This window comes from Photobacterium sagamiensis, assembly GCF_050337085.1.
Lineage (GTDB): Bacteria > Pseudomonadota > Gammaproteobacteria > Enterobacterales > Vibrionaceae > Photobacterium > Photobacterium sagamiensis.
Genome location: NZ_JAKJSP010000040.1, coordinates 42,902 through 66,958 on the forward strand (window position 1 = coordinate 42,902; position 24,057 = coordinate 66,958).

The window sequence follows — 24,057 nt, forward strand, 5'->3', positions numbered from 1 at the left end:
AAGACGGTAACATTAACAAAAAGGCAGTATCATGAGCTTAAAATGGACGGATTCTAGAGAAATAGCGATTGAACTGTCTGAACGTTTTCCTGACATTGATCCGCAAACGGTTCTGTTTACCGATCTTCGTCAATGGATCATGGAGTTAGATGATTTTGACGATGATCCAAATCACTGTGGTGAGCGGATATTAGAAGCGGTTCAATCGTGCTGGATGGAAGAAGCTGACTAGTATGATCTTGCTCTTAGTCTTGATGTAAACAACTTGTTTACAGACGATTAAAAGGGCAAAGTAAGCGAAATATTTATAAAAGCGGACCTAATGGTCCGCTTTGTTGTATTTCAGCCAGTCATTATCTTGTAATTCCAACGCGTTATCCCCATAACTTGTTGTAGGATGAGTAACTGCGAAGCAACGAATGTTCTTCATATGTTACCGAGTAAGCGATGTCGAGCGAACGTGTACTCAGTTCGCGAGTGGAGGGGGAATGGTTTGGTAAAGGATCTCTATCCCATGTCTGTCTTATCCCTATTGGTATTAACTACGCTGAAATCTAAATCTATACCAAACTGAAATCATCCAATTGTTCAGTTTGGCATCAAAATCCAAGGAGTTTTTCATGTCTGCCAGTATGTCAGTATTCTTATCTCATGAAGCAGCAGCCGAGCAATGGGGTAAAAATGCCCTTATCTCTTTTGTTGCCGATGGCGTCACTATTCACCTGACGGATGAACACCAGCATAGCGCGCTACAGCGTGCGGGCCGTAAGTTAGATGCGCAAGGGATCAAGCACGTATCACTGGTTGGTGATGAGTGGGATTTGGACGCGATTTGGGCATTTGTTCAAGGTCACCATAATGCTAAACCGGGTAATCAAGTTTCCTGGAAAGCGTTAGATGATGATGAAGAAGCGGAACTGAAAGCACGTATTACAGCCACTCACTGGGTACGTGAAGTGATTAACCAGTCAGCAGATGTGGTTCGCCCGTCTCAGCTGGCATCGCGTGCGGGTGAGTTTATCAAGTCACTGGCACCTGAGCATGTGACGTATAAAATTATTAAAGGCAACGATCTGCTGGACGAAGGCTGGATGGGCACGCATACCGTAGGCCGTGGTTCAGAACGCTCAGCAGCGATGCTTCGTCTTGACTACAACCCAACAGGTGATGCCGATGCTCCGGTACATACTTGCCTGGTAGGTAAAGGTATTACTTTTGATTCAGGTGGCTACAGCTTGAAACCCTCTGCTGGCATGGCTGCAATGAAAGCCGATATGGGTGGTGCGGCAATGGCAACCGGTGGCCTGGCTCTGGCCATTTCGCGTGGTACGAATAAGCGCATTAAGTTGATCCTGTGCTGTGCAGAGAACATGATTTCAGGTCGTGCAGTTAAGCTGGGCGATATCATTACTTACAAAAACGGCAAGACAGTTGAAATACTCAATACCGATGCTGAAGGTCGCCTGGTCTTGGCTGACGGCCTGATCTATGCGAGTTCACAAAATCCGGAAGTGATCATCGACTGTGCCACTCTGACTGGCGCGGCGAAAAATGCACTGGGTAATGACTACCACGCCTTATTCAGTTTTGATCATGAGCTGGCACAACAAGCATTGCTGGCGGCAAGCGAAGAGCAAGAAGGGCTATGGCCGCTACCGCTAGCGGATCAGCACCGAAGCATGATGCCGTCTAACTTTGCTGATCTGGCCAATATTTCAAGCGGTGATTTTACACCGGGTGCCAGTACTGCGGCAGCTTTCTTATCTTATTTTGTTGAAGACTATAAAAATGGTTGGATGCACATTGACTGCAGCGGTGCCTACCGTAAGAGCGCAAGCGACAAATGGGCTGCGGGCGCTACCGGTATGGGTGTGCGTACACTAGCCAATATTCTGTCTTCAGAAGCGTAATACAGGAGCGGTCATGTTACGGATCACATTATCAGCTGAAGCTAACGCTGGTGCCTGGGGAGAAAAGGCACTGCTGAGCTACAAAGAAGATGGCGCTGAGGTTCATTTCAGTGGTGACTTCCCGTTGCGCCGTATTCAACAGGCTGCACGCCAATTACAATCACAAGGTGCCGTAAAAGCTAGCCTTGAAGGGGAAGGATGGAGCTATGAACGGCAGTGGGCGTTCTATTGTGGCTTTGCTGCAACCATGACTTCCGTAGAAATTAAGTGGGCGTCAATTGATGAAGATGAGCTGGAACTGTTAAATGCCCGTCGTAGCAGTGCTGACTGGGTACGCCAAGTGGTCAATGCGACACCGGAAGATATGTATCCGGAAAAGCTGGCGAATGACGCTGTTGCTTTCTTGTCTGCTATCGCGGGTGACAAAATCAGCCACTCGATGTTAATTGGTGATCAGTTACTTGATCATGGCTGGGTCGGCACTCACAGTGTGGGCCGTGCGAGCTGCCGTCCACCAGTGATGCTGACACTGGACTATAACCCGACAGGTGATGCCGATGCTCCGGTTGCTGCTTGTCTGGTAGGGAAAGGCATTACCTTTGATTCAGGCGGCTACAGCCTGAAGTCAAGTGCGGGCATGGTGACCATGAAGTGTGACATGGGGGGGGCGGCAACAGTGACGGCAGCTCTCGGTTATGCCATTGAACAAGGTTTGAATCAGCGTGTGAAGTTGATCTTATGTTGCGCAGAAAACATGGTCGCAGGTAACGCTTACAAGCTAGGTGATGTGTTAACGTATAAAAACGGCTTGACCGTAGAAGTTGTTAACACTGATGCAGAGGGGCGTCTGGTACTCGCCGATGGCCTGATTGCAGCAAGTGAAACAAATACACCATTGATCATTGATGCGGCCACCTTAACGGGCGCAGCAATGATGGCATTGGGAACGGATTACAATGCCATCTTTGGTTTTGATAAGCAGCTATTGCTGAAGATCCAGCAGCTATCAGATTTGGTGAATGAACCGGCATGGCCACTGCCATTAGAGAAATGGCATCAGGCAAATTGCCCGTCTTACTATGCTGATACTGCTAATAGCCGCTCGCAGAAAGGTGGCGGTATGGGCGGTGCATCAAATGCAGCGGCGTTTCTGTCTCGCTTTGTTGATAGCGAAACCAGTCGCTGGGTGCATTTTGATTTAGCCTCTTGCTTTCACGATAGTGCAAATAGCCGTTGGGCTGCAGGTGCAACAGGATTAGGCGTAGCCAATATCGCAGCATTGTTGTTGTCATAACCGTAGTGAAGCAGGCTGGCTCAGCTGCTTGGACATACTGTGATAATAACGAACAGACTCAAAAGGAAGAATAATGACAATTGAAAGAACTTTTTCGATCGTAAAGCCCGATGCGGTAAAGCGTAACTTAATTGGTGCAATCTACCAGCGTTTTGAAAATGCGGGATTGAACATTGTCGCGGCGAAAATGGTTCGCTTAGATGCGGCAAAAGCGCAGGGATTTTATGCAGAACATGAAGGTAAACCGTTTTTTAACGAGCTGGTTGAGTTCATGACTTCAGGCCCGGTTATGGTACAGGTGCTGGAAGGTGAAGGTGCTATTTATCGCTATCGTGAACTGATGGGTAAAACCAACCCGGAAGAAGCCGCGTGCGGTACAATCCGTGCAGATTTCGCATTAAGCTTGCGTTATAACTCAGTACACGGTTCTGATAGCCCGGAATCGGCTAAACGAGAAATTGCTTATTTCTTTGCTGATGATGAAATCTGTCCTCGCGACTAAAGTGCGGTTGAATTTCATATAAAACAAATTACTAACGGGAAGCTTCGGCTTCCCGTTGTTGTTTCTGAACGTTTTAAAGCGCTTTTTCTGAGGGATGGCGGTCGATTGCTAAAATAATACTAATCGGGAAAAGTATCTGACCTTTCAGCCTGCATCTTGAGGTAGTTTGGGTATACAGTGGAAACTAAAGGGTAAAGGCTGTACAATTTCGCGCCTTGAATTGTCCTGTGACATGCAGCCTGTGGGTTGCCAAGGCATAGAATCAGTCGTTTTATAATGAGGCAACAACCGATGACAACAGTCAAAACTAATCTGCTGGATTTTGATCGCAAAGGGCTGCGTAAATACTTTGCTGACGAGCTGGGTGAAAAAGCCTTTCGTGCCGATCAGATCATGAAGTGGATCTACCAATTCGGTTGTGATGATTTCGATCAAATGACGAATATCAATAAGAAATTACGCGAGAAGCTACACCGCGTTGCTGAAATTCGTGCACCGTTCGTGTCTGAAGCGCAGCATTCTTCTGATGGCACCATTAAATGGGCGATGCGCGTTGGCGATCAAGATGTCGAAACGGTGTACATTCCAGATGGTGACCGTGCGACGCTATGTGTCTCTTCTCAGGTTGGTTGTGCTCTGGCTTGTACATTCTGCTCAACAGCCCAGCAGGGTTTTAACCGTAATTTACGAGTGTCAGAGATCATTGGTCAGGTATGGCGCGCAGCAAAAGAGATCGGTATTGAAAAAGAAACAGGCCGTCGCCCGATCACTAACGTCGTCATGATGGGAATGGGTGAACCATTGCTTAACATGAAAAACCTGATCCCGGCACTGGAAATTATGCTGGATGATATTGGTTTTGGTCTGTCTAAGCGCCGTGTAACCGTATCTACATCGGGTGTCGTTTCTGGTCTTGATCAAATGACAGGGACTATCGACGTTGCACTGGCGATTTCGCTTCATGCACCAACCGATGAGCTGCGCTCTGAAATTATGCCAATCAATGACCGATTCAATATCGCGACATTCTTAGAGTCGGTTCGTAACTATATTTCTCAGTCAAATGCGAACCGCGGACGTGTTACCGTCGAATATGTTTTGTTAGATCATGTTAATGACGACATGGAGCATGCGCGCCAGCTGGCTGTACTGTTGAAAGATACGCCAGCGAAGATTAATTTGATCCCATTTAACCCTTATTCGGGTTCTCCTTATCGCAAGCCGAGCAATTCCCGTATTGACCGTTTCATGAAAACCTTAATGGAATACAATTTTACCGTCACGGTACGTAAGACTCGCGGTGACGATATTGATGCAGCCTGTGGCCAATTGGTCGGTGATGTGATTGACCGCACAAAACGAACACAAGCAAAACTGAACAATGCTGAACAAATCCCGGTAAAAGCAGTCTAAAAGTTAAAATCAGCCTAAAAACATAGGCATAGATTAGACATGGACGTAGGATTGGGAAAGTATGGTACGATGGACGGTGTATCCATTATTGTGTAGTTTATTGGTTGGTTGCGTCACCGTTAAAGAAACGAGCAATAAAAAAGAGTTTAACCGTATTGATGCATCAGAGGCCAGGATCGCTCTTGGTCTTCGATATTTAGAAACAGGCCAATGGCAACGTGCTCGCGAAAATCTTGAGCAGGCATTAAAATATGCGCCTAAGTATTATCGGGCACAAAATGCCATGGCTTATTATTTTCAGAAGGTGGATGAAAATGAAGCCGCTGAAGATATGTATAAGAAAGCCTTACAATATTCACCCAAAAATGGCGATACTTTGAATAACTATGGTGTATTCTTGTGTAGTGAGCAGCGTTACGACGAAGCCATTTCGGCCTTTTTGAAGGCAATAGAGCAACCAGATTACTATTTGACTTCAGCCAGTTATGAGAATGCGGCGTTATGCAGCCTGGATAATGGCGATACACAGCAAGCGCTACGGTATTTTGAAAAAGCACTGTCTCATGATCCATACCGGCCGAAGTCAATGTTGCAGCTGGCGCAGATGAAAATTGAATTTCAGAATTACAAAGACGCGCGCGCTATGCTTTTTAAATTTAATAAGAGATATGGGTACAAGCCGGATAGCTTGTGGTTACTCATTCAGTTAGAAAATCAGGCTGGACGACTAACTCAGGCAGATAAATACGCCGATTTGCTCAAAGAGCAATTCCCAGACTCTCAGCAATATCAGAAATATCTAGCCAATGAATACTGAACAGAACGAAGAACGAGCAACAGAAGAAGTCATTCGTCCCGGGGATATGCTGCGTCAGGCACGTGAGCAGCTTGGTTATTCTCAAAAGGATATTGCCAGCCGCCTGCGGTTACGAATTTCAGTTATCAACGACATTGAAGACAACAATTTTGAAAAATCGCAATTGGCCACGTTTACCCGTGGTTATGTGAGTTCTTATGCCAAATTTGTTGGATTAGACGGCAAGGATGTGCTGGCACAGCTCGATAAGCTTGGCCATGCTCAACCGCAAGAGCAGGAAATGCAAAGCTTTTCGCGCCGTACTAAGCGTGAAGCGCATGATAGCCGCATTATGAGCCTGACCTGGGCTTTGGCGGCCATTTTTGTTGGTTTAACGGCGGTATGGTGGTGGCAGAGTTTACAAATGGATCCAACTGATGAGATCCCGGCGGTGACCACAGAACAATCTCAGCCTCTGGATGAATCGCTTGCCAATTCGAATTTATCTGATCCAACGGGCAATGACGCGTCAGCATCTGATGTCAACGCAGCAGCAGAAGGTGCTGTTGTTGCAGAGAGAGCAAACGAAACCATTGAACCTGTTGAGACAGTTACCGATCTGCTGCCTGCTACTGATGATACTGAACAACCTGCTGTGTTTGAAGAGATGGGTGATGGCGATAGTTTTAGCGCTCAGCCTGAATCCGGTTCAATCGCAGAGGTTACCACAACCAATGTGGCGGAGATTATCGGAGATCTGCAAATCAGCTTTGCAGGAGACTGCTGGGTTGATATACGTGATGCGGATGGCAAGCGTCTGGATTCCGGGATCAAAAAATCGGGTGATGTTTTGAATCTAAATGGAACAGCACCGTTTAAAGTCGTGCTTGGAGCACCGAGTGTTGTTAAAATAAACTACAAAGGTGAACCGGTCGATCTGAGTAAATATCCTGCTGGGAAAGTAGCAAAACTCAAGCTGCCGCTGTAAAGAGTAAATCTAATGCATAACGAATCTCCAATTATACGTCGTCAATCAACCCGCATCTATGTCGGTGATGTGCCTATTGGTGATGGTGCGCCTATTGCCGTACAGTCAATGACCAATACGCGAACCACTGATGTTGAAGCAACAGTGGCACAGATCCAGGCGTTGGAAAAAGTCGGGGCAGATATTGTTCGTGTTTCTGTACCGACTATGGATGCTGCCGAAGCATTCAAGCTAATCAAACAACAGGTGAATATCCCCTTAGTGGCTGATATTCATTTCGATTACCGTATTGCGCTGAAAGTCGCTGAGTACGGTGTTGACTGCCTGCGTATTAACCCGGGCAATATCGGTAGTGAAGCTCGTATTCGTGCTGTGGTTGATTGTGCCCGTGATAAGAATATTCCGATCCGTATCGGGATAAACGGCGGTTCACTGGAAAAAGATATCCAGCAAAAATACGGTGAGCCAACACCGGATGCACTCGTTGAATCAGCCATGCGTCATGTTGATATTCTTGATCGCCTCAACTTTGATCAGTTCAAAGTCAGCGTGAAAGCTTCTGACGTCTTCCTGGCCGTAGAATCGTACCGTAAGCTGGCAGCCCAGATTAAGCAACCGTTGCACCTGGGGATCACCGAGGCGGGTGGTGCACGTGCCGGAGCCGTCAAATCTGCGGTTGGTTTAGGTATGCTTTTAGCTGAAGGTATTGGTGATACGTTACGTGTTTCACTGGCTGCTGATCCCGTAGAAGAAATCAAAGTTGGTTTTGATATTCTGAAATCTCTGCGTATCCGCTCACGTGGTATTAACTTCATCGCTTGCCCGACGTGTTCGCGGCAGGAGTTCGATGTTATCGGCACAGTCAATGAGCTGGAACAGCGACTCGAAGACATCACGGTTCCTATGGACGTATCGGTGATCGGCTGCGTGGTTAATGGCCCGGGCGAAGCAGAAATGTCACACCTTGGTATTGCTGGTGGTAATCGCAAGAGTGCTTTCTATGAAGACGGTATCCGTCAGAAAGAGCGCTTTGATAACGATAACGTCATCGACCAGCTGGAAACCAAAATCCGAGCAAAAGCATCAATGCTGGATGTCAGTAATCGCATTGATGTAACGGAAAAATAGCGAAATAAACTTAAATCACGCCTTGAATATCAGGGCGTGGTTCACTATTTCTGCTAGAACCTATATATTCGACTTAATTCCCCATCTGTTAACGAGAACAAACGTGGCGAAACAAATTCAAGCAATTCGAGGCATGAACGACTGCCTACCAACACAATCTCCTCTTTGGCAAAAAGTAGAAGGTACTATTAAGCAAGTAGTTAGCGCATATGGCTGTAGCGAAATTCGCATGCCTATCGTGGAATCTACCCATTTGTTTAAGCGGGCGATTGGGGAAGTGACGGATGTTGTCGAAAAGGAAATGTACACCTTTGATGATCGTAATGGTGACAGCCTGACTCTGCGTCCTGAAGGGACTGCCGGGTGTGTCCGAGCTGGCATCGAAAATGGTCTGCTTTATAACCAAGAGCAGCGTCTGTGGTACATCGGTCCGATGTTCCGCCACGAGCGTCCGCAGAAAGGACGTTACCGTCAATTCCACCAGGTTGGTGTTGAAGTTTTTGGCTTGAACGGGCCTGACATTGATGCTGAACTGATCATGATGACTGCACGTTTGTGGCGTGAGCTGGGTATTGACCAGCATGTTCGCCTTGAGCTGAACTCAATTGGTTCACTGGAAGCACGTGCAAACTACCGTGAAGCATTGGTCGCTTTTCTTGAGCTGCATCTTGATGTGCTTGATGACGACTGTAAGCGCCGCATGCATACCAACCCATTGCGTGTTCTGGATACTAAAAACCCAGCCGTACAGGAAATTCTGGTCGATGCGCCTAAGCTTTCTGAGTACTTAGATGAAGAATCTAAAGAACATTTTGCTGGTTTCTGTGAACTATTAGACGCTGCTGGCATCGAATATCAAGTAAATGAACGCCTTGTGCGTGGTTTGGATTATTATAACCGTACCGTTTTTGAGTGGATCACCGAAAGTCTGGGTGCCCAGGGCACCGTATGTGCTGGTGGCCGTTATGATGGCCTGGTTGAGCAGCTTGGTGGAAAATCAACCCCAGCAGTTGGTTTTGCAATGGGGCTGGAACGTCTGGTTCTGCTCATGGAAACCCTTAAGCTGACCGATATACGTCGTTCAGTAGATGTATACATTGTTACCGCTGGCGAAGGCACCATGATGGCAGGTATGAAGCTGGCTGAGAAGCTACGCGAAGAAATACCGGGCCTGCGCGTAATGAGCCACTTCGGTGGTGGTAACTTCAAGAAACAGTTTAAACGCGCTGATAACGTTGGTGCGGCTATTGCCTTAGTACTTGGTGAAAATGAAATCGCCGATAACACTGTGGTAGTAAAAGATCTGCGTGGTGGTGAGCAAAAAACCATGGCTCAGGATGAAGTCGCAGTACAGCTCACAGAATTGATTTAAGAGAGGACAGGAAGTGGAAGTCTACGAGACCGAAGAACAGCAGGTTGAAGCGATTAAGTCGTGGTGGAAAGAGAACGGCAAAGCCGTTGTTCTGGGTGCTGTGATTGGTTTGGGTGGTCTGTACGGCTGGCGTTACTATCAAGGTGAGATTCAGTCAGCAAAAGAGCAGGCTTCTGAAACATATACGCAAGCAATGAATACCTTAGACAGCGGCAGTGAAAATGCTATCGCTGAAGTAAAAGCATTCATCGCTGCCAATGAGAGTAGTCAGTACTCAGTACTTGCTGCACTTCAGCTGGCTAAAGCACAAGTGAAGCAAGGCGATCTGGATGGTGCGGCAGAGCAACTTACCTGGGTTGTTGGCCAGACGGAAGATGAAGCTATCTTACCTTTAGCTAAAACACGTTTAGCACGTATTTTAGCTGAACAGCAGAAATTCGATGAGGCTTTGGCTGAACTCGACAAAGTCACGATTGAAAGCTGGCAGGCGAAAGTCTCTGAGCTGCGTGGTGATATTTTTCTGCAAAAAGGTGATGCCATTGCTGCTCGTGAAGCTTACGTGAGTGCACAGCAGTTAGGCGCTTCGCCGGCATTGCAAATGAAGCTTGATGATCTAGCGCAGTAAAGGCGGATAAATATGCAAAAGGTGTTCAAGCAAGCATTATCCGTTGCGCTGACTCTTGGTGTTCTCGTCGGCTGTGCCGGCGAGGAAGATTCCATTCAAATGGCCCCATTACCGGTAGTCGAGAGCGCTTTCTCGCCGACTAAAATCTGGAGCCAAACCGTTGGTGACGGGGTAGCAGGTTACTTTTCTAATCTGTCTCCGGCTGAAGGCTATGGCAAAATTTTTGCTGCCGACCGTAACGGTATCGTAAAAGCACTGGATCCGGAAACCGGTAAGGTGCTTTGGCAACAGGATCTGGAAACCGATGTCACCGCAAAACTGTCAGGTGGTATTGTGTTGTCGTATGGCAAATTGTTCATTGGCACTGAAAACGCTGATGTTATTGCCTTAGATGAAGAGACTGGCGAAGAGATCTGGCGTACCAAAGTCGAAGGCGAAGTGCTTGCTGCACCTCTTGTTGACGAGGGCATGGTCGTTGTCAATACCAGCCGTGGCGTACTTCAGGCTCTGGATGCTGATACTGGCGAACAGAAATGGCAGCTCAGTAGCGAAGTTCCAACCCTGACACTACGCGGTGACAGTACACCGGTGGCTATCTCTGGCGGTATCTTCTGGGGACAAGCGAATGGCCGTCTGGCTGGCGCCCTCATCAATACCGGTCAAATGTTATGGCAGCAACCGATTGGTTCACCGAAAGGTGCGACTGAAATCGATCGTCTGGTTGACGCCGACGCCACCCCCGTGATTGCGGGCGAACGTCTGTATGCCGTGGGCTATAACGGTGCGCTGGTGTCGATTGAGTTAAGAACGGGTAAGGTTGCCTGGAAACGTAACTACTCGTCGGCAAAAGATTTCGTGATTGATGGTAGCCAGTTATACTTAGTGACAGATAAAGATCATATTGTTGCGGTCGATATTCGTAGTGGTACAGAACTTTGGCAGAACAAAGATCTGGAATACCGTTTACTGAGTGCGCCGGCTTCGATTTCTGGCTATGTCGTGCTGGGAGACAGTGAAGGTTACCTGCACTGGTTAGATCCTTACAGCGGTGAGTTTGTTGCTCAGCAGAAAACGGATGGTAGCGGTATTGCCATTCCGCCAGTGAAACTGAGTGATGGTTACCTGGTCGTGACGCGTGATGGCAGCATAAATAAAATGCAAACGCCATAGTCTTAACGTGTTAAGATTGAATCTCGGCCCCTGCTGTTTATACAGTCAGGGGCCGTTATTGTTATATCCGTTCCCTAAATTATTGTCGGTGATAGCCGAATAGTGATTCTGCTGAAGACAACAATAAACGGAATTAGTATCAGTAAAAATATTATAAGTAAGAGGTAGTTATGATTCCTGTTGTTGCCCTTGTCGGGCGCCCGAATGTGGGTAAATCGACGTTATTCAACCGTCTTACCCGCACAAGGGATGCGCTGGTAGCTGACTTTCCTGGCCTAACAAGGGATCGTAAATACGGTAAAGCTGAGCTCGAAGAGCATGAATTTATTGTTATCGATACCGGCGGTATTGATGGTACGGAAGAAGGTGTAGAAACCAAAATGGCTGAACAATCGCTAATGGCGATTGAAGAAGCTGATGTGGTGCTATTTTTGGTTGATGGTCGTGCGGGCTTAACGGTATCGGATGAAGCAATCGCCAAACACCTTCGCAGTCGTGAAAAGCCGACTTTCCTTGTTGTGAACAAGATCGATGGCATTGATGCTGATAGCGCTTGTGCTGACTTCTGGAGGTTAGGTGTCGATGCGATGTATCAAATCGCAGCTGCTCAGAACCGTGGTGTAACGGCTCTGATGGAGCGTGCACTGGCACCGTTTGCTGAAAAAATGCAGGAAGACGAAGAAGAAGGTCTGGTTGATCTGTCTTCGGTTGAAGACATTGAAAATGCGAACCTGACAGAGGAAGATGCAGAAGCTGCATACAAACGCCTGCAGGAGCAGCCGATCAAGCTGGCGATCATTGGTCGTCCAAATGTCGGTAAGTCGACACTAACGAACCGTATTCTGGGCGAAGAGCGTGTTGTTGTGTATGACATGCCGGGTACGACTCGTGATTCTATCTATATCCCGATGGAGCGTGATGGACAGGAATACGTACTGATTGATACGGCAGGTGTCCGTCGTCGTAAGAACATGAATCAGGCTGTTGAGAAGTTCTCTGTTATTCAGACGCTAAAAGCCGTTGAAGACGCCAACGTGGTACTGCTGGTCATTGATGCACGTGAAAACATCTCCGATCAGGATCTGAGCTTACTGGGCTTTGTTCTTAATGCAGGGCGTTCTCTGGTGCTTGCGGTGAATAAGTGGGATGGTCTTGATAATGAAGTGAAAGAGCGTGTTAAGTCTGAGCTTGACCGTCGTCTTGGTTTTGTCGATTTTGCCCGTATTCACTTTATTTCTGCGTTGCACGGCACGGGTGTCGGTCACTTGTACGAATCAGTACAGGAAGCGTATCAATCTGCGACGAAACGTATCAGTACTTCGCTACTGACTCGTATTATGCAGATGGCACAGGATGATCACCAGCCGCCATTGGTTCGCGGTCGCCGTGTGAAACTGAAATATGCTCACGCAGGTGGTTATAACCCGCCTATTATCGTTATTCACGGTAACCAGGTGAATGAGCTGCCGGGTTCATACAAGCGTTACTTGATGAACTACTACCGCCGTTCATTGGAAATGATGGGTACACCAATTCGTATCCAGTTCCAGAGCAGTGAAAACCCGTTTGAAACCACCAAGCAGAAGCTAACGGTCTCTCAAGCGCGTAAACGTAAGCGACTCACAGGTGCGATTAATGATCGTCGTAAGTAATATTGCTTACTAAGACTCAATGGAAGTACCCGGCCTGTGTGCTGGGTATTTTTTTATCTGTAATTTAGTTAATTGGTATTAAAGAGAAGGAGAGAAGATGTCTGTTGTTACCCCTACCCATGTGTTGTTTACCGTTCCGCAGTGGCAATCAGAAGCTGAGATCCAATTGTGTCGATCTGCGGTTCAAGGAGGAACCTGGGTTGTAACTAACCGGACACCTTTTCACCCGGTAAGCCATATATGGCCCGATCACCCTGCAGATAAAGGCTCTATTGCTGTTGGCGATGTAAGTTTTTCTGTTGCGGGCTGTTTTACCGGTGCCGTCGATTTAGCAACCAATACGCTTTATGTCGGTAGCGATATCCCCGTAAAACGTGATGAAGCTGGCTGGGCATTTGTCGTCGTTCATCATATTGCCGAGGGTGTTGAGTGCAAGACGGGTGATCGTGTTGTATTGAGTGTTGATCAAATCCATCAGCAAGCATTAAGCCGTGGTCACAGCGCGGGTCATCTCTCTTCTCTGGCATTAAATAAAGTACTGCATAGTGATTATTGGCGTAAAGATGCATCGCGCAAAGATGAACTCGGCCATTATGACTTCCATGGTTACGCTCAGCAGCAAAGTATCGTGAGTGAAGATTGCAGTACTGATACCTACCGCTTGGGTAAAACATTACGTAAACGTGGTTTGAATACGGCCGATATGCTGGAAAACCTGAACAGTGTCACCGAGCTAATCAACCAACAGCTAGAAGCCTGGCGTCAGGATGGTGCAGCGGTGATTATGCGTCGCGAGGGGCCGGCGTTAACCGATTCCCGTTACTGGCAGTGTGACTTGAAAGAGGGGGAGGTTATCGAGATCCCGTGTGGTGGTACCCATATACAGTCTCTTGCCGAGTACCGTACTCTATTTGTAGAGTTCCAACTGATCAGTGAACAAGAGCTTGTTATGATAACCCATACAAAAGCATAAATTCTTTCATTACGCAGCATTTTATACTAAACAGAAAGATCGCCTTCCGGGCGATTTTTTTGATCAAAACCAGGGATCTGAGGTCATCATCCAGCCTCTGGTAAAGCGTGAAACAGCCTTTATCGTCAAGTTGCCGGAGCTTTCACTGATTATGCAGGCGCTGGCAAGAAGCCTGTTATTACTGGGATTGTGGGAGATTGCTTTTGGATATTATGATATTTAGCTACTGCTGGATCCATAGGTTAAAATGCCATTACCGAGCATAATATATCGTCTAAAATCCAAATACAGCACATGTAACTTATGCTTTCGGGATGTGTATTGATAAATGTTCTTTTGAGACCAGATCGCTGATCACGATAGTTTTTACGGATGATCAACAGATTCACGAACGATCAAGTTGCCCGAAAAAAGCGCAATAGTGCTGATCTCTTGCCTTTCGATAAGTCGTAAGGCTTGTTCGATAGCCGAGCGTGCCATTTGCTCTATCGGAACCATGACAGTAGTTAAGCTCGGTATAGTGAATTCGCCTGCCGGGTCATTATCAAAACCGAATACTGAAATATCGTGTGGCACCTGCAACCCAGCTTCGTGCAGTGCGCGAATCGCCCCCATGGCCATATTGTCGTTTGCGGTAAAAATTGCGCTAAAAGACTGCTTACTTGCTAACAGATCATTACATGCGCGGTAACCACTCTGGCTAAAGTAATCGCCGCGATAGATACCGCAGGGTTGAAGTTGGTGTGCGGCTAATGTGTCTTTGAAGCCCTGCAGGCGAAGGCCTGAATTTGCTGACGAATCCGGTCCTGTAATGCAGGCGATGTCTTTATGGCCTTTGCTGAGCAGAAATTCTGTGGCTTGCTGCGCGGCCTGGTATTGATTAAAGCTGATGCAACGCTCTTCAAAACCTTCAACCTGCTGATTAATAACAATCAAAGGGATCGATAAGTCTCTCAGCAATTGTTTTAGCGCATCTTCGGGCATCTTGCGGGTATAAAGAATAATGCCATCAACCTTACGCTCAAGCAGGCTCTCAATGGCTTGTTGTTCGGTTTCACTGCTGTGACCCCCATCCATAATCAACAGTTGTCTTCCTGCCGCCGCAGCTGTCTCTGATGCTTGTCCCATCAGGCTGCTGAAGTATGCCCCTTCAAAGGCAGAAACCACCAAACCAAGGGTGTTGGTACTGTTGGTTGCTAATGCACGGGCAAGACTATTGGGTTTATAGTCCAGCGATTCCATCGCCTGATACACCGCGTCGGCAGTGGTTTTCTTCACTTGGCCGGTATTGTTTAGCACCCGTGAGACCGTGGCTTTCGAGACCCCTGCTAACTTACATACATCGTTGATGGTTGCCATCGATTTAATTTCCGCGTGTTTTGGGGACGAATAAAAAAGCCCGAACCTAGTCGGGCAATTATACTCAAATCACCTCAAGATACTGAATCTCGTATGTTGAGGTGGTTTGGGTATATAGAGATCATCTGACGATCAACAAAGTGAATTAACGTTTGCTGCCATTGGATGCAATGACGTCTTTGTACCAGAAGAAGGACTTCTTACGCTTGCGCTGCAAATCATTCTCGCGATCGACATACACAAATCCGTATTGTTTCTGATAGCCATTTAACCAGCTGAGTAAATCAATGAAAGACCACGGGTAGTAACCGCGTACATCAATACCTTGTTTGATGGCCGATTCTGCGGCATCAAGATGGCTGGAGAGATAATCAATGCGCGGCTGATCAACAACCTCGCCATCAATGATTGGATCTTTGGCTCCAAGGCCGTTTTCCGTAATGTAGAACGGTATATCGCCATAACGCTCTTTCAAGCGCATCATGCCAACGCACAGCCCTTCAGGGTAGATTTCCCAATCCCAATCGGTATAGGTCGATTGAGGATTATGAACAAATTTGAACAAGCCTTTAATACCAAACTCTTGCCCGGAACCTTTGTTGCCTGTGGTATTGATTTTCGTGTTATCAACATCAGGATTCGCCGCAACCCATTCGCGTTTGTAGTAGTTTACGCCGATAAAGTCACAGATGTTGTCTTTGAGTAACGCTTCATCTTCTGGTGCAAACTCCGGCACGCCCCAGGTCCGTTGCGCTATGTTGAGAATATGGGCGGGATATTCACCTTTTAATACCGGATCATACAACCAATGGGTGAGAAGATCGTCTGCCATTTGGCAAGCCGCAATATCTTCAGGGCTATTGGTGATAGGATCGTGGGGTTGCATGACGTTGACAAAACCGATCTGGCCTGCCGGTATTTGCCCTGCGTTTTTGTATTCGCGAAATACCTTGACGGCTTTGGCATGAGCGATGAATACATGGTGACACGCTTGAATGCCACGCTTCGGATCATGTAAACCCGGAGGGTGAGCGCCGATGAAGTAACCCATACCGATAAAGATTAATGTTTCATTGAAGGTTGACCATAACTCGACACGATCGCCAAATTCCTGGTAGCACAGGCGGGCGTATTGCTCGAACGCATCGACGGTTTCACGAGATTCCCAGCCGCCGATATCTTGTAGGGCTTGCGGCAAATCCCAATGATATAACGTAATCATTGGCTTGATACCGTGCCTGAGCAACTCATCAATTAAATCGCTGTAAAACTTCACACCGTCAGCGTTAACCTTGCCGCGACCTTCAGGAAATAAACGTGGCCAGCTAATAGAAAAGCGATAGCTCTGCATGCCCATCTCTGCCATCAAAGCCACATCTTCTTTGAAGCGGTGGTAGTGATCGGCTGCGATATCACCGTTAGTACCTTCATGTGTAGTACCTGGCTGGTGCGAGAAAATATCCCAGATTGACGGGCCTTTACCGTCAACATTGTAAGCCCCCTCGACTTGATAGGCAGCAGAGGCCGCTCCCCACAAGAAGTTATCCGGAAACAGAGATGTGATTTTACTGGTCGGCATGGCACGTTTACCTTTAGGTGGTTGAAAGGAACAAATGGACAGTACCGTAAAAATGAAACCGGTTACAGAAACCGGTTACATTTTTGTCTGTTTACGCGATCAGGATCTTTAGAATAAATGTATCTATGTAGGATCAAGGGATCGAAAGTGTTATCCGGATTATGTTTGTAATATGATCCCATGATGTGGAAAGATGATTTGTAAGAAAGAGGGTGTTATGAGCAGCAATCTATGTCCCAGTTGTCAAAGTGAACTGAGCTGGAAGAACGATGGTTATTATTGCGATTCGTGTCAGCATACCGTGAAAAAAAGAGCGTTTTGTCCTGACTGTAACGATGAAATGGAAAAGCTTCAGGCATGTGGTTCTGCAAGTTATTTCTGCAATAGTTGCAACGAGTTAAAATCTAAGTCCCGGGTTAAAATCCGGTTTGAAAAAGCGTAGTTTATCTACGCTTATCTTGTCTTATTTGCAATCCCCAACAGTGTTCTAATGGCAATGCCTGTGGTTAGGCCATTCTGAACAAACTGGTAAAAAAGACGGTTAGTTGCATACTTGAAAGTGAATTATGTGCAATTATCACTGATGGGGGTATTCGGATGGCTTCAGCATCTCCGCTGTTGGACGTCGCTAACCTTTCGATTTCATTTCAGATGGAAACGGAAACGGTCGAAGCGGTTAAAGACGTTTCCTTCAGCCTGCAGAAAGGGCAGACACTGGCGCTGGTTGGTGAATCAGGTTCAGGCAAATCTATTTCATCCAGCGGCATCATGGGCCTGCTGCCACCCAATGCGCGTATCGATCCCGCGAGCTCCGTCCGTTTTCAGGGGCAGGAGTTGCTGACGATGTCAGAGAAGTCATTACGAACTATCCGTGGTGATCGTATCGCGATGATTTTTCAAGAACCGATGACCTCTTTAAATCCTTATATGCCTGTAGGAGAGCAGGTAGCAGAGGCGATTGTCTACCATCGAAAAGTATCTAAAAAGCAGGCAAAAGACGCAACCTTAGCCCTGTTTAACAAAGTACATTTACCCGAGCCTGAAAAGCGTTTACGTCACTATCCGCATGAGTTTTCCGGCGGTCAGTTACAGCGGATCATGATTGCGATGGCGCTGGCCAATACCCCTGATATTCTGATCGCCGACGAACCGACAACCGCACTGGATGTCACGGTACAGGCTGAAGTACTGAAGCTGCTGAAAGAGATCCAGGCCGAGATGGGGATGGCTATTTTGTTCATTACTCATGATCTCGGTGTCGTTCGCCATTTTGCGGATGATGTGGTGGTGATGTGTAAAGGGGAGGTCGTAGAGCAAGGAACCGTACAGCAAGTCTTTGAGCAACCTCGCCATAACTATACCAAGATGCTGCTGGATGCCGAGCCCAAACCCGCCGAGCATGAAACCGAGCAATCAGCCCCCTGTATTTTGCAGGTTGATGATTTGCATGTGCGTTATGTTTTGAAAACCAATTGGTTTGGCCTGCCTAGTGAATACCTCGATGCGGTAAAAGGAATTAGCCTGACATTAAAACAGGGGCAAACCGTTGGTATTGTCGGTGAATCCGGTTCAGGAAAATCGACGTTAGGCCGCGCGATTATGCAGCTGTTACCTTCCACGGGTGTGATTCAGTTTCAGGGGCAGTCGCTACAGGCGATGACTGCCCGTCAGCGGTTTGAACTGAAGCGTCATATGCAGATGGTATTTCAGGATCCGTTCGGATCGCTCTCACCTCGTATGACGATCGGTGAGATCATCACCGAGCCACTGACTGTGTTCGGCACGCTGAGTAAGAAAGAGCGAATGCACAAAGCCCGTAAAGCGCTGGAAGAAGTGCGTCTGGAGCTTTCCAGTATCAACCGGTATCCCCATGAGTTTTCCGGTGGTCAGCGCCAACGTATTGCGATTGCTCGGGCATTGATTTCAGAGCCACAGTTTATTTTGCTCGATGAACCGACCTCAGCGCTGGATCGGTCGGTACAGCTAACGGTTCTGGAGCTGCTAAAAGATATCCAAAAGCACCGTGATATTGCCTTCTTGTTTATCAGTCATGATCTCTCTGTGATAAGAGCGATTTCTGATGAAGTGATTGTGATGCAGCGAGGTGAAGTGGTAGAGCGCGGCACACCGGATCAGATCTTTGACCATCCGCAGCAGACCTATACCCAATGCCTGATTGAGGCGTGTATGTTGATAGATGTTGCTGATTAAGCTAAAAAAGTGATTCTTTTTGAAAGAAAAACGCCGCTTTAAGCGACGTTTTATTGTAACGGCTTTGGGATATTTTGCGGGTTATTCCGTGACCACAGAACGAATTTCACCGTCTGCCACTTTAGTGTGTAATTCATCCCCGGCCTTAACCTGATCAGCACGACGGATCACATTACCTTTGGTGTCCCGGGTAATGGAATAACCGCGGCCAAGGGTTGCCAGCGGGCTCACGGTTTCCAGCTTTTCAGCGGCCATTGCCAGTTTGTGGCTGGCATTGAGCAGGCGGCGATCCATGGCATCGAGCAGGCGGTGTTCTGCCTGTTTCAGTCGGGTCGAATTGTGTTTAATTGTTTGCACCGGAGAATGTAAAGCCAGTTTGTATTCGATCCGCTCTAAATGCTGATGATGCCCGGTTGTGAGCTTATTGATTGCGCGTTCTAAGCGGCTGGAAATATCATCCAGATGCTGCTGTTGCTGATTTAATCGCAATTGCGGATGCTGGCGTTCTAAACGGTGTTGTAAGCGAACCAAGCGGGTCGAGTGCTCGGCTAGATAGTTACTCATTGCATGGTGAAGTAACTGTGTTTTTTGACCAATTTTTTGCGTCTGATGGGTCATGTCGCGACTGACCAGCTCTGCTGCCGCAGACGGTGTCGGCGCGCGAACATCGGCAACAAAATCAGCAATAGTCACATCGACTTCATGGCCGACCGCACTGACGATTGGGATCTGGCTGGCGGCGATAGTCCGGGCCACAATTTCTTCGTTAAAGGCCCACAAATCTTCCAATGAGCCACCGCCTCGCCCAACAATCAATACATCACATTCCTGACGGGTATTGGCACGCCCGATGGCTTGCGCTATCGAGATAGCAGAACCTTCCCCTTGTACCATCGTCGGGTAAATAACAACGGGCAGGCTCGGGTCGCGGCGTTGTAAAACGTTCAGAATATCATGCAGTGCCGCACCTGTTTTCGAGGTCACAATACCCACTTGCTGAGGCTGCTCCGGCAGTGATTTTTTCAGTGACTGGGCAAATAACCCTTCAGCGGCAAGAGCCATCTTTAGCTGCTCAAATTGTTGCTGTAAGCGACCATCCCCTTCCGGCTGCATGCTTTCGATGATCAGCTGGTAATCACCGCGCGGTTCATACAAGGACAAACGCGCTTTAACCAGTACCTGGGTGCCATTGGCTGGCTTGAAGGTTACCCGGCGGTTGTTACCACGGAACATGGCACATTTTACCTGAGCGCGGGAATCTTTCAGGGTGAAGTACCAGTGGCCGGAAACCGGCATCGACAGGTTTGACAATTCACCAACCAGCCAGACAATACCCATTTCATTTTCGAGTAATAATCGGACTTCAGCATTAAGGCTGGAAACGGTATAGATACGATCGTTAGATTGGGTCTGTTGAGCGAACATAGTCACGAGGTGAAACACCTGTTATCGAAAGGCAAAGTGAAGTGCTGGAAGAGAATGAAAAGTGTACAGGCAGATCTATAGACAGATCATGGGCGTACACGGCTGACCGTAGCACCGGAAACTTAACCGACATATATTACGTATCAAGTAAAAAGTGTCAATAAAAAAATATAATTTTTTTGTAGCCAAACGATTGCACCCTACGTATAATTTGTTCGCAATATTTTATCCTTCTATAAACCTTAACTCGGTGTGAGATATTGCAATGTTACGTATCAAACAAGAAGCTTTAACTTTTGATGATGTTCTGCTGGTTCCAGCACACTCTACGGTTCTCCCTAACACTGCCGATCTGCGCACCCAACTAACGAAGAAAATTACGCTAAATATTCCTATGGTTTCTGCTGCAATGGACACAGTAACCGAGGGGCGTTTCGCCATTGCGTTAGCTCAGGAAGGTGGTATCGGTTTCATCCACAAAAACATGCCTATCGAACAGCAAGCGGATCAGGTTCGCATGGTTAAAAAGTTCGAGGCTGGTGTGGTGTCTGAGCCTGTGACTGTAAAACCAACGGCTACGATTGCTGACGTGAAAGAGCTGACTGCAATAAATGGTTTTGCTGGTTTTCCGGTTGTATCTGATAACAACGAGCTTGTTGGTATCATTACTGGCCGTGATGTACGTTTTGTTACCGACCTTTCGATGCTGGTTGAACAAGTGATGACGTCAAAAGATAAGTTGGCGGCAGCGAAAGAAGGTGCTTCGCGTGAAGAAGTTGAAGCCATCATGCAAGAGCACCGTGTAGAGAAAGTGCTACTGGTGAATGATAACTTCCAACTTAAAGGCATGATCACCGCGAAAGACTTCCAGAAAGCAGAACGTAAGCCTAACGCATGTAAAGATGAGCTAGGCCGCCTGCGTGTTGGCGCTGCAGTTGGTGCCGGCGCGGGTAACGAAGAACGCGTTAAAGCATTGGTTGAAGCGGGTGTTGATGTGCTGCTTATCGATTCATCTCACGGCCACTCTGAAGGCGTTCTGCAACGCATTCGTGAAACCCGTGCAGCCTTCCCTGAATTACAAATCATCGGTGGTAATGTCGCGACGGCTTCAGGTGCGCGCGGACTCATCGATGCCGGCGTCGATGCGGTTAAGGTTGGTATTGGCCCTGGTTCTATCTGTACAACACGTATCGTAACCGGTGTGGGTGTTCCTCAGCTAACGGCTATTTCTGAAGCTGTAGAAGCAGCATCAGACTTTGGTATTCCTGTCATCGCTGATGGCGGTATCCGTTACTCTGGCGACATGTGTAAAGCGATTGCTGCTGGTGCATCATGTGTGATGGTCGGTTCAATGTTTGCGGGTACTGAAGAAGCACCGGGTGAAGTTGAACTGTATCAAGGCCGTGCTTATAAATCTTATCGTGGTATGGGCTCACTCGGTGCGATGTCTCAAGGTTCTTCTGATCGTTACTTCCAGTCTGATAATGCTGCTGACAAGTTGGTTCCTGAAGGTATCGAAGGTCGCGTTGATTACAAAGGCCATGTCAAAGAAATCGTTCACCAGCAAATGGGCGGTCTTCGTTCTAGCATGGGCCTGACGGGTTCAGCAACGATTGAAGAAATGCGTACTAAAACTGAGTTCGTTCGTATCTCTGGTGCGGGTATTAAAGAGTCACACGTACATGATGTGACCATTACTAAAGAAGCGCCGAACTACCGTATGCGTTGATTTGTTTACTGATCATTCGATCGTGACGAAAACGTTTGCCTGCGCGGGAAACTTGTATAAGATCGGGGGCGTTTTATGGCCCCCACTTTTTTCAATTATTTTTGAGACTTCTCGATAATGACTACATCCACAAATATTCATGACCAACGTATCCTTATTCTGGATTTTGGTTCTCAATATACTCAGCTGATCGCCCGTCGTATCCGTGAAATCGGTGTTTATTGTGAGCTCTGGAGCTGGGACGTTGATGAAGCCGATATTCGTGACTTCAACCCGAACGGTATTATTCTTTCTGGTGGTCCGGAGAGCGTAACCGGAGATGAATCACCTCGCGCACCACAATATGTGTTTGAAGCGGGTGTACCTGTGTTTGGTGTTTGTTACGGCATGCAAACAATGGCCGAGCAGCTTGGCGGCAAGGTTGCAGGTTCTACTAAGCGTGAATTTGGTTACGCGCAAGTCGAAGTTGTTGAACCAACAGCATTCTTTAAAAATATTGAAGATGCAATCGCCGAAGATGGTAATGCGTTGCTGGATGTATGGATGAGCCACGGTGATAAAGTGGTCGAAATCCCGTCTGGCTTTGTCAAGGTTGCGCAAACAGATACTTGCCCCTATGCGGCAATTGCCAATGAAGAGAAGCATTTCTACGGTGTGCAGTTCCACCCGGAAGTTACCCATACCCGTCAGGGCATGCGGATTATTGAGAACTTCGTTCTTAACATCTGTGGCTGTGAGAAGCTTTGGACATCAGCCAACATCATCGAAAATGCTATTGCGGACATCAAAGAGCAAGTAGGCGATGATGAAGTTATTCTCGGTCTGTCTGGTGGTGTTGATTCATCAGTCGTCGCCATGCTTATTCACCGTGCAATTGGTGACAAGCTGACCTGTGTCTTTGTTGATAACGGCTTACTTCGTTTAAACGAAGGTGAGCAGGTCATGGACATGTTTGGCGACCACTTCGGTCTGAAGATTGAACATGTTAAAGCGGAAGACCGTTTCTTAGATGCATTGGCTGGCGAGAACGATCCTGAAGCAAAACGTAAGATCATTGGTCATGTATTTATCGATGTATTCGACGAAGAATCAAAGAAACTGAAGAATGCTAAGTGGCTGGCTCAGGGAACCATTTACCCGGATGTGATTGAATCAGCGGCTTCGAAAACAGGTAAAGCACACGTTATCAAATCGCACCACAATGTGGGCGGTCTGCCTGATGATATGGAAATGGGTCTGGTTGAACCGCTTAAAGAGCTGTTCAAAGATGAAGTGCGTAAGATTGGTTTAGAATTAGGCCTGCCTTACAACATGCTTTATCGTCACCCATTCCCTGGGCCTGGTCTGGGTGTGCGTGTACTTGGCGAAGTGAAGAAAGAGTATTGTGAATTGCTACGTCGTGCGGATGCTATCTTTATTGAAGAGCTGCACAACGCCGATCTTTATAACAAGGTGTCTCAGGCATTCACCGTATTCCTGCCTGTTCGCTCTGTCGGTGTTATGGGTGACGGTCGTAAATACGACTGGGTTGTATCTCTGCGTGCGGTTGAGACTATCGACTTTATGACCGCGCATTGGGCACATCTGCCATACGATTTCTTAGGTAAGGTTTCGAACCGTATCATCAATGAAGTCGATGGGATCTCGCGTGTGGTTTACGATATTTCGGGTAAACCGCCTGCAACTATCGAGTGGGAATAATATTTCTTTGCGGGTTCATGTCGCGTTTGGCATGAACTTGCGACGAAAGAAATACATCGTGCTGGTCGAGCCAATTCGGCAAGTATGAATTAAAAAGGCACCTTCGGGTAATGCCGATCAGTTAAGGATCAGTTGAACGATCCTATGAGGCTGACATAATCCGGAATCAGTTAATGATTCCGGATTTTTTTATGCAACTTTCAGATGCTCTTGCCTCCGTTTCCCTTAAC

At 47.3% G+C, this 24,057-nt stretch carries 20 protein-coding genes; 17 read left to right on the forward strand and 3 right to left on the reverse strand.

Annotated elements, in window-relative coordinates; translation table 11 throughout:
* Nucleotides 1-31: 31 nt before the first annotated feature.
* From iscX to L4D76_RS18985, 13 genes are all read left to right on the forward strand, one after another.
* Nucleotides 32-232 (forward strand): Fe-S cluster assembly protein IscX, encoded by a 201-nt coding sequence (iscX, locus tag L4D76_RS18925; RefSeq protein ID WP_428442444.1) that lies wholly within the window; start codon nt 32-34, stop codon nt 230-232.
* Nucleotides 233-620: 388 nt separating this feature from the next.
* On the forward strand, nt 621-1,910 hold the full coding sequence (gene pepB / locus L4D76_RS18930) for an aminopeptidase PepB (RefSeq protein ID WP_428442445.1): 1,290 nt from the start codon (nt 621-623) through the stop codon (nt 1,908-1,910).
* Between the two features lie 13 nt (nt 1,911-1,923).
* A complete protein-coding gene (gene pepB, locus L4D76_RS18935; protein WP_428442446.1) occupies nt 1,924-3,204 on the forward strand; it encodes an aminopeptidase PepB in 1,281 nt (426 codons plus the stop codon).
* A 73-nt stretch (nt 3,205-3,277) separates the two neighbouring features.
* The gene (gene ndk, locus L4D76_RS18940) at nt 3,278-3,706 is read left to right on the forward strand and encodes a nucleoside-diphosphate kinase (RefSeq protein ID WP_107284963.1); all 429 of its coding nucleotides are present in this window, start codon (nt 3,278-3,280) and stop codon (nt 3,704-3,706) included.
* Between the two features lie 291 nt (nt 3,707-3,997).
* Nucleotides 3,998-5,119 carry a dual-specificity RNA methyltransferase RlmN gene (gene rlmN, locus L4D76_RS18945; protein WP_428442447.1) on the forward strand — a complete coding sequence of 374 codons (1,122 nt, stop codon included), beginning with the start codon at nt 3,998-4,000 and terminating at the stop codon, nt 5,117-5,119.
* Between the two features lie 61 nt (nt 5,120-5,180).
* Nucleotides 5,181-5,936 (forward strand): type IV pilus biogenesis/stability protein PilW, encoded by a 756-nt coding sequence (gene pilW / locus L4D76_RS18950; RefSeq protein WP_428442448.1) that lies wholly within the window; start codon nt 5,181-5,183, stop codon nt 5,934-5,936.
* Entirely contained in the window at nt 5,926-6,903 is a 978-nt protein-coding gene (gene rodZ, locus L4D76_RS18955) for a cytoskeleton protein RodZ (RefSeq protein WP_428442449.1), read from the forward strand. The genes pilW and rodZ overlap by 11 nt, the downstream gene beginning before the upstream one ends.
* A 12-nt stretch (nt 6,904-6,915) precedes the next feature.
* The gene (gene ispG / locus L4D76_RS18960) at nt 6,916-8,031 is read left to right on the forward strand and encodes a flavodoxin-dependent (E)-4-hydroxy-3-methylbut-2-enyl-diphosphate synthase (protein ID WP_428442450.1); all 1,116 of its coding nucleotides are present in this window, start codon (nt 6,916-6,918) and stop codon (nt 8,029-8,031) included.
* 103 nt (nt 8,032-8,134) lie between these two features.
* Nucleotides 8,135-9,403, forward strand: a complete 1,269-nt coding sequence (gene hisS / locus L4D76_RS18965) for a histidine--tRNA ligase (protein ID WP_428442451.1) — start codon at nt 8,135-8,137, stop codon at nt 9,401-9,403.
* 13 nt (nt 9,404-9,416) lie between these two features.
* The gene (locus L4D76_RS18970; RefSeq protein ID WP_428442452.1) at nt 9,417-10,028 is read left to right on the forward strand and encodes a YfgM family protein; all 612 of its coding nucleotides are present in this window, start codon (nt 9,417-9,419) and stop codon (nt 10,026-10,028) included.
* 12 nt (nt 10,029-10,040) lie between these two features.
* Nucleotides 10,041-11,198, forward strand: a complete 1,158-nt coding sequence (gene bamB, locus L4D76_RS18975; RefSeq protein WP_428442453.1) for an outer membrane protein assembly factor BamB — start codon at nt 10,041-10,043, stop codon at nt 11,196-11,198.
* A 170-nt stretch (nt 11,199-11,368) separates the two neighbouring features.
* Nucleotides 11,369-12,850 (forward strand): ribosome biogenesis GTPase Der, encoded by a 1,482-nt coding sequence (gene der / locus L4D76_RS18980; RefSeq protein WP_428442454.1) that lies wholly within the window; start codon nt 11,369-11,371, stop codon nt 12,848-12,850.
* 97 nt (nt 12,851-12,947) lie between these two features.
* A complete protein-coding gene (locus L4D76_RS18985; RefSeq protein ID WP_428442455.1) occupies nt 12,948-13,823 on the forward strand; it encodes an alanyl-tRNA editing protein in 876 nt (291 codons plus the stop codon).
* A 366-nt stretch (nt 13,824-14,189) separates the two neighbouring features.
* Here the strand turns inward: L4D76_RS18985 and L4D76_RS18990 are convergent, their stop codons facing one another.
* Together L4D76_RS18990 and L4D76_RS18995 are read right to left on the reverse strand one after the other, a co-directional pair.
* The gene (locus L4D76_RS18990) at nt 14,190-15,182 is read right to left on the reverse strand and encodes a LacI family DNA-binding transcriptional regulator (protein WP_428442456.1); all 993 of its coding nucleotides are present in this window, start codon (nt 15,180-15,182) and stop codon (nt 14,190-14,192) included.
* Nucleotides 15,183-15,327: 145 nt separating this feature from the next.
* Nucleotides 15,328-16,761, reverse strand: coding sequence for a GH1 family beta-glucosidase (locus L4D76_RS18995; RefSeq protein ID WP_428442457.1), 1,434 nt, complete (start codon nt 16,759-16,761; stop codon nt 15,328-15,330).
* Nucleotides 16,762-16,978: 217 nt separating this feature from the next.
* Here L4D76_RS18995 and L4D76_RS19000 point away from each other — a divergent pair, with 217 nt between their 5' ends.
* Nucleotides 16,979-17,203: a zinc ribbon domain-containing protein gene (locus tag L4D76_RS19000; RefSeq protein WP_428442458.1), complete on the forward strand. Its 225-nt coding sequence runs from the start codon at nt 16,979-16,981 to the stop codon at nt 17,201-17,203.
* A 155-nt stretch (nt 17,204-17,358) separates the two neighbouring features.
* Complete coding sequence (locus L4D76_RS19005; RefSeq protein ID WP_428442459.1) at nt 17,359-18,972, forward strand: ABC transporter ATP-binding protein; 1,614 nt, start codon at nt 17,359-17,361, stop codon at nt 18,970-18,972.
* 81 nt (nt 18,973-19,053) lie between these two features.
* Here the strand turns inward: L4D76_RS19005 and xseA are convergent, their stop codons facing one another.
* The gene (xseA, locus tag L4D76_RS19010; RefSeq protein WP_428442460.1) at nt 19,054-20,403 is read right to left on the reverse strand and encodes an exodeoxyribonuclease VII large subunit; all 1,350 of its coding nucleotides are present in this window, start codon (nt 20,401-20,403) and stop codon (nt 19,054-19,056) included.
* 259 nt (nt 20,404-20,662) lie between these two features.
* Between xseA and guaB the strand changes: the two genes are divergently transcribed.
* Nucleotides 20,663-22,126: an IMP dehydrogenase gene (gene guaB, locus L4D76_RS19015; protein ID WP_428442461.1), complete on the forward strand. Its 1,464-nt coding sequence runs from the start codon at nt 20,663-20,665 to the stop codon at nt 22,124-22,126.
* Between the two features lie 117 nt (nt 22,127-22,243).
* A complete protein-coding gene (guaA, locus tag L4D76_RS19020; protein ID WP_428442462.1) occupies nt 22,244-23,827 on the forward strand; it encodes a glutamine-hydrolyzing GMP synthase in 1,584 nt (527 codons plus the stop codon).
* The last annotated feature ends 230 nt before the right edge of the window (nt 23,828-24,057 follow it).

Bases quoted from the DNA above. Each gene is read 5' to 3' on its own strand.
- iscX (WP_428442444.1), top strand. From the start codon at position 32: ATGAGCTTAAAATGGACGGATTCTAGAGAAATAGCGATTGAACTGTCT.
- pepB (WP_428442445.1), top strand. From the start codon at position 621: ATGTCTGCCAGTATGTCAGTATTCTTATCTCATGAAGCAGCAGCCGAG.
- pepB (WP_428442446.1), top strand. From the start codon at position 1,924: ATGTTACGGATCACATTATCAGCTGAAGCTAACGCTGGTGCCTGGGGA.
- ndk (WP_107284963.1), top strand. From the start codon at position 3,278: ATGACAATTGAAAGAACTTTTTCGATCGTAAAGCCCGATGCGGTAAAG.
- rlmN (WP_428442447.1), top strand. From the start codon at position 3,998: ATGACAACAGTCAAAACTAATCTGCTGGATTTTGATCGCAAAGGGCTG.
- pilW (WP_428442448.1), top strand. From the start codon at position 5,181: ATGGTACGATGGACGGTGTATCCATTATTGTGTAGTTTATTGGTTGGT.
- rodZ (WP_428442449.1), top strand. From the start codon at position 5,926: ATGAATACTGAACAGAACGAAGAACGAGCAACAGAAGAAGTCATTCGT.
- ispG (WP_428442450.1), top strand. From the start codon at position 6,916: ATGCATAACGAATCTCCAATTATACGTCGTCAATCAACCCGCATCTAT.
- bamB (WP_428442453.1), top strand. From the start codon at position 10,041: ATGCAAAAGGTGTTCAAGCAAGCATTATCCGTTGCGCTGACTCTTGGT.
- der (WP_428442454.1), top strand. From the start codon at position 11,369: ATGATTCCTGTTGTTGCCCTTGTCGGGCGCCCGAATGTGGGTAAATCG.
- L4D76_RS18985 (WP_428442455.1), top strand. From the start codon at position 12,948: ATGTCTGTTGTTACCCCTACCCATGTGTTGTTTACCGTTCCGCAGTGG.
- L4D76_RS18990 (WP_428442456.1), bottom strand. From the start codon at position 15,182: ATGGCAACCATCAACGATGTATGTAAGTTAGCAGGGGTCTCGAAAGCC.
- L4D76_RS18995 (WP_428442457.1), bottom strand. From the start codon at position 16,761: ATGCCGACCAGTAAAATCACATCTCTGTTTCCGGATAACTTCTTGTGG.
- L4D76_RS19000 (WP_428442458.1), top strand. From the start codon at position 16,979: ATGAGCAGCAATCTATGTCCCAGTTGTCAAAGTGAACTGAGCTGGAAG.
- L4D76_RS19005 (WP_428442459.1), top strand. From the start codon at position 17,359: ATGGCTTCAGCATCTCCGCTGTTGGACGTCGCTAACCTTTCGATTTCA.
- guaB (WP_428442461.1), top strand. From the start codon at position 20,663: ATGTTACGTATCAAACAAGAAGCTTTAACTTTTGATGATGTTCTGCTG.
- guaA (WP_428442462.1), top strand. From the start codon at position 22,244: ATGACTACATCCACAAATATTCATGACCAACGTATCCTTATTCTGGAT.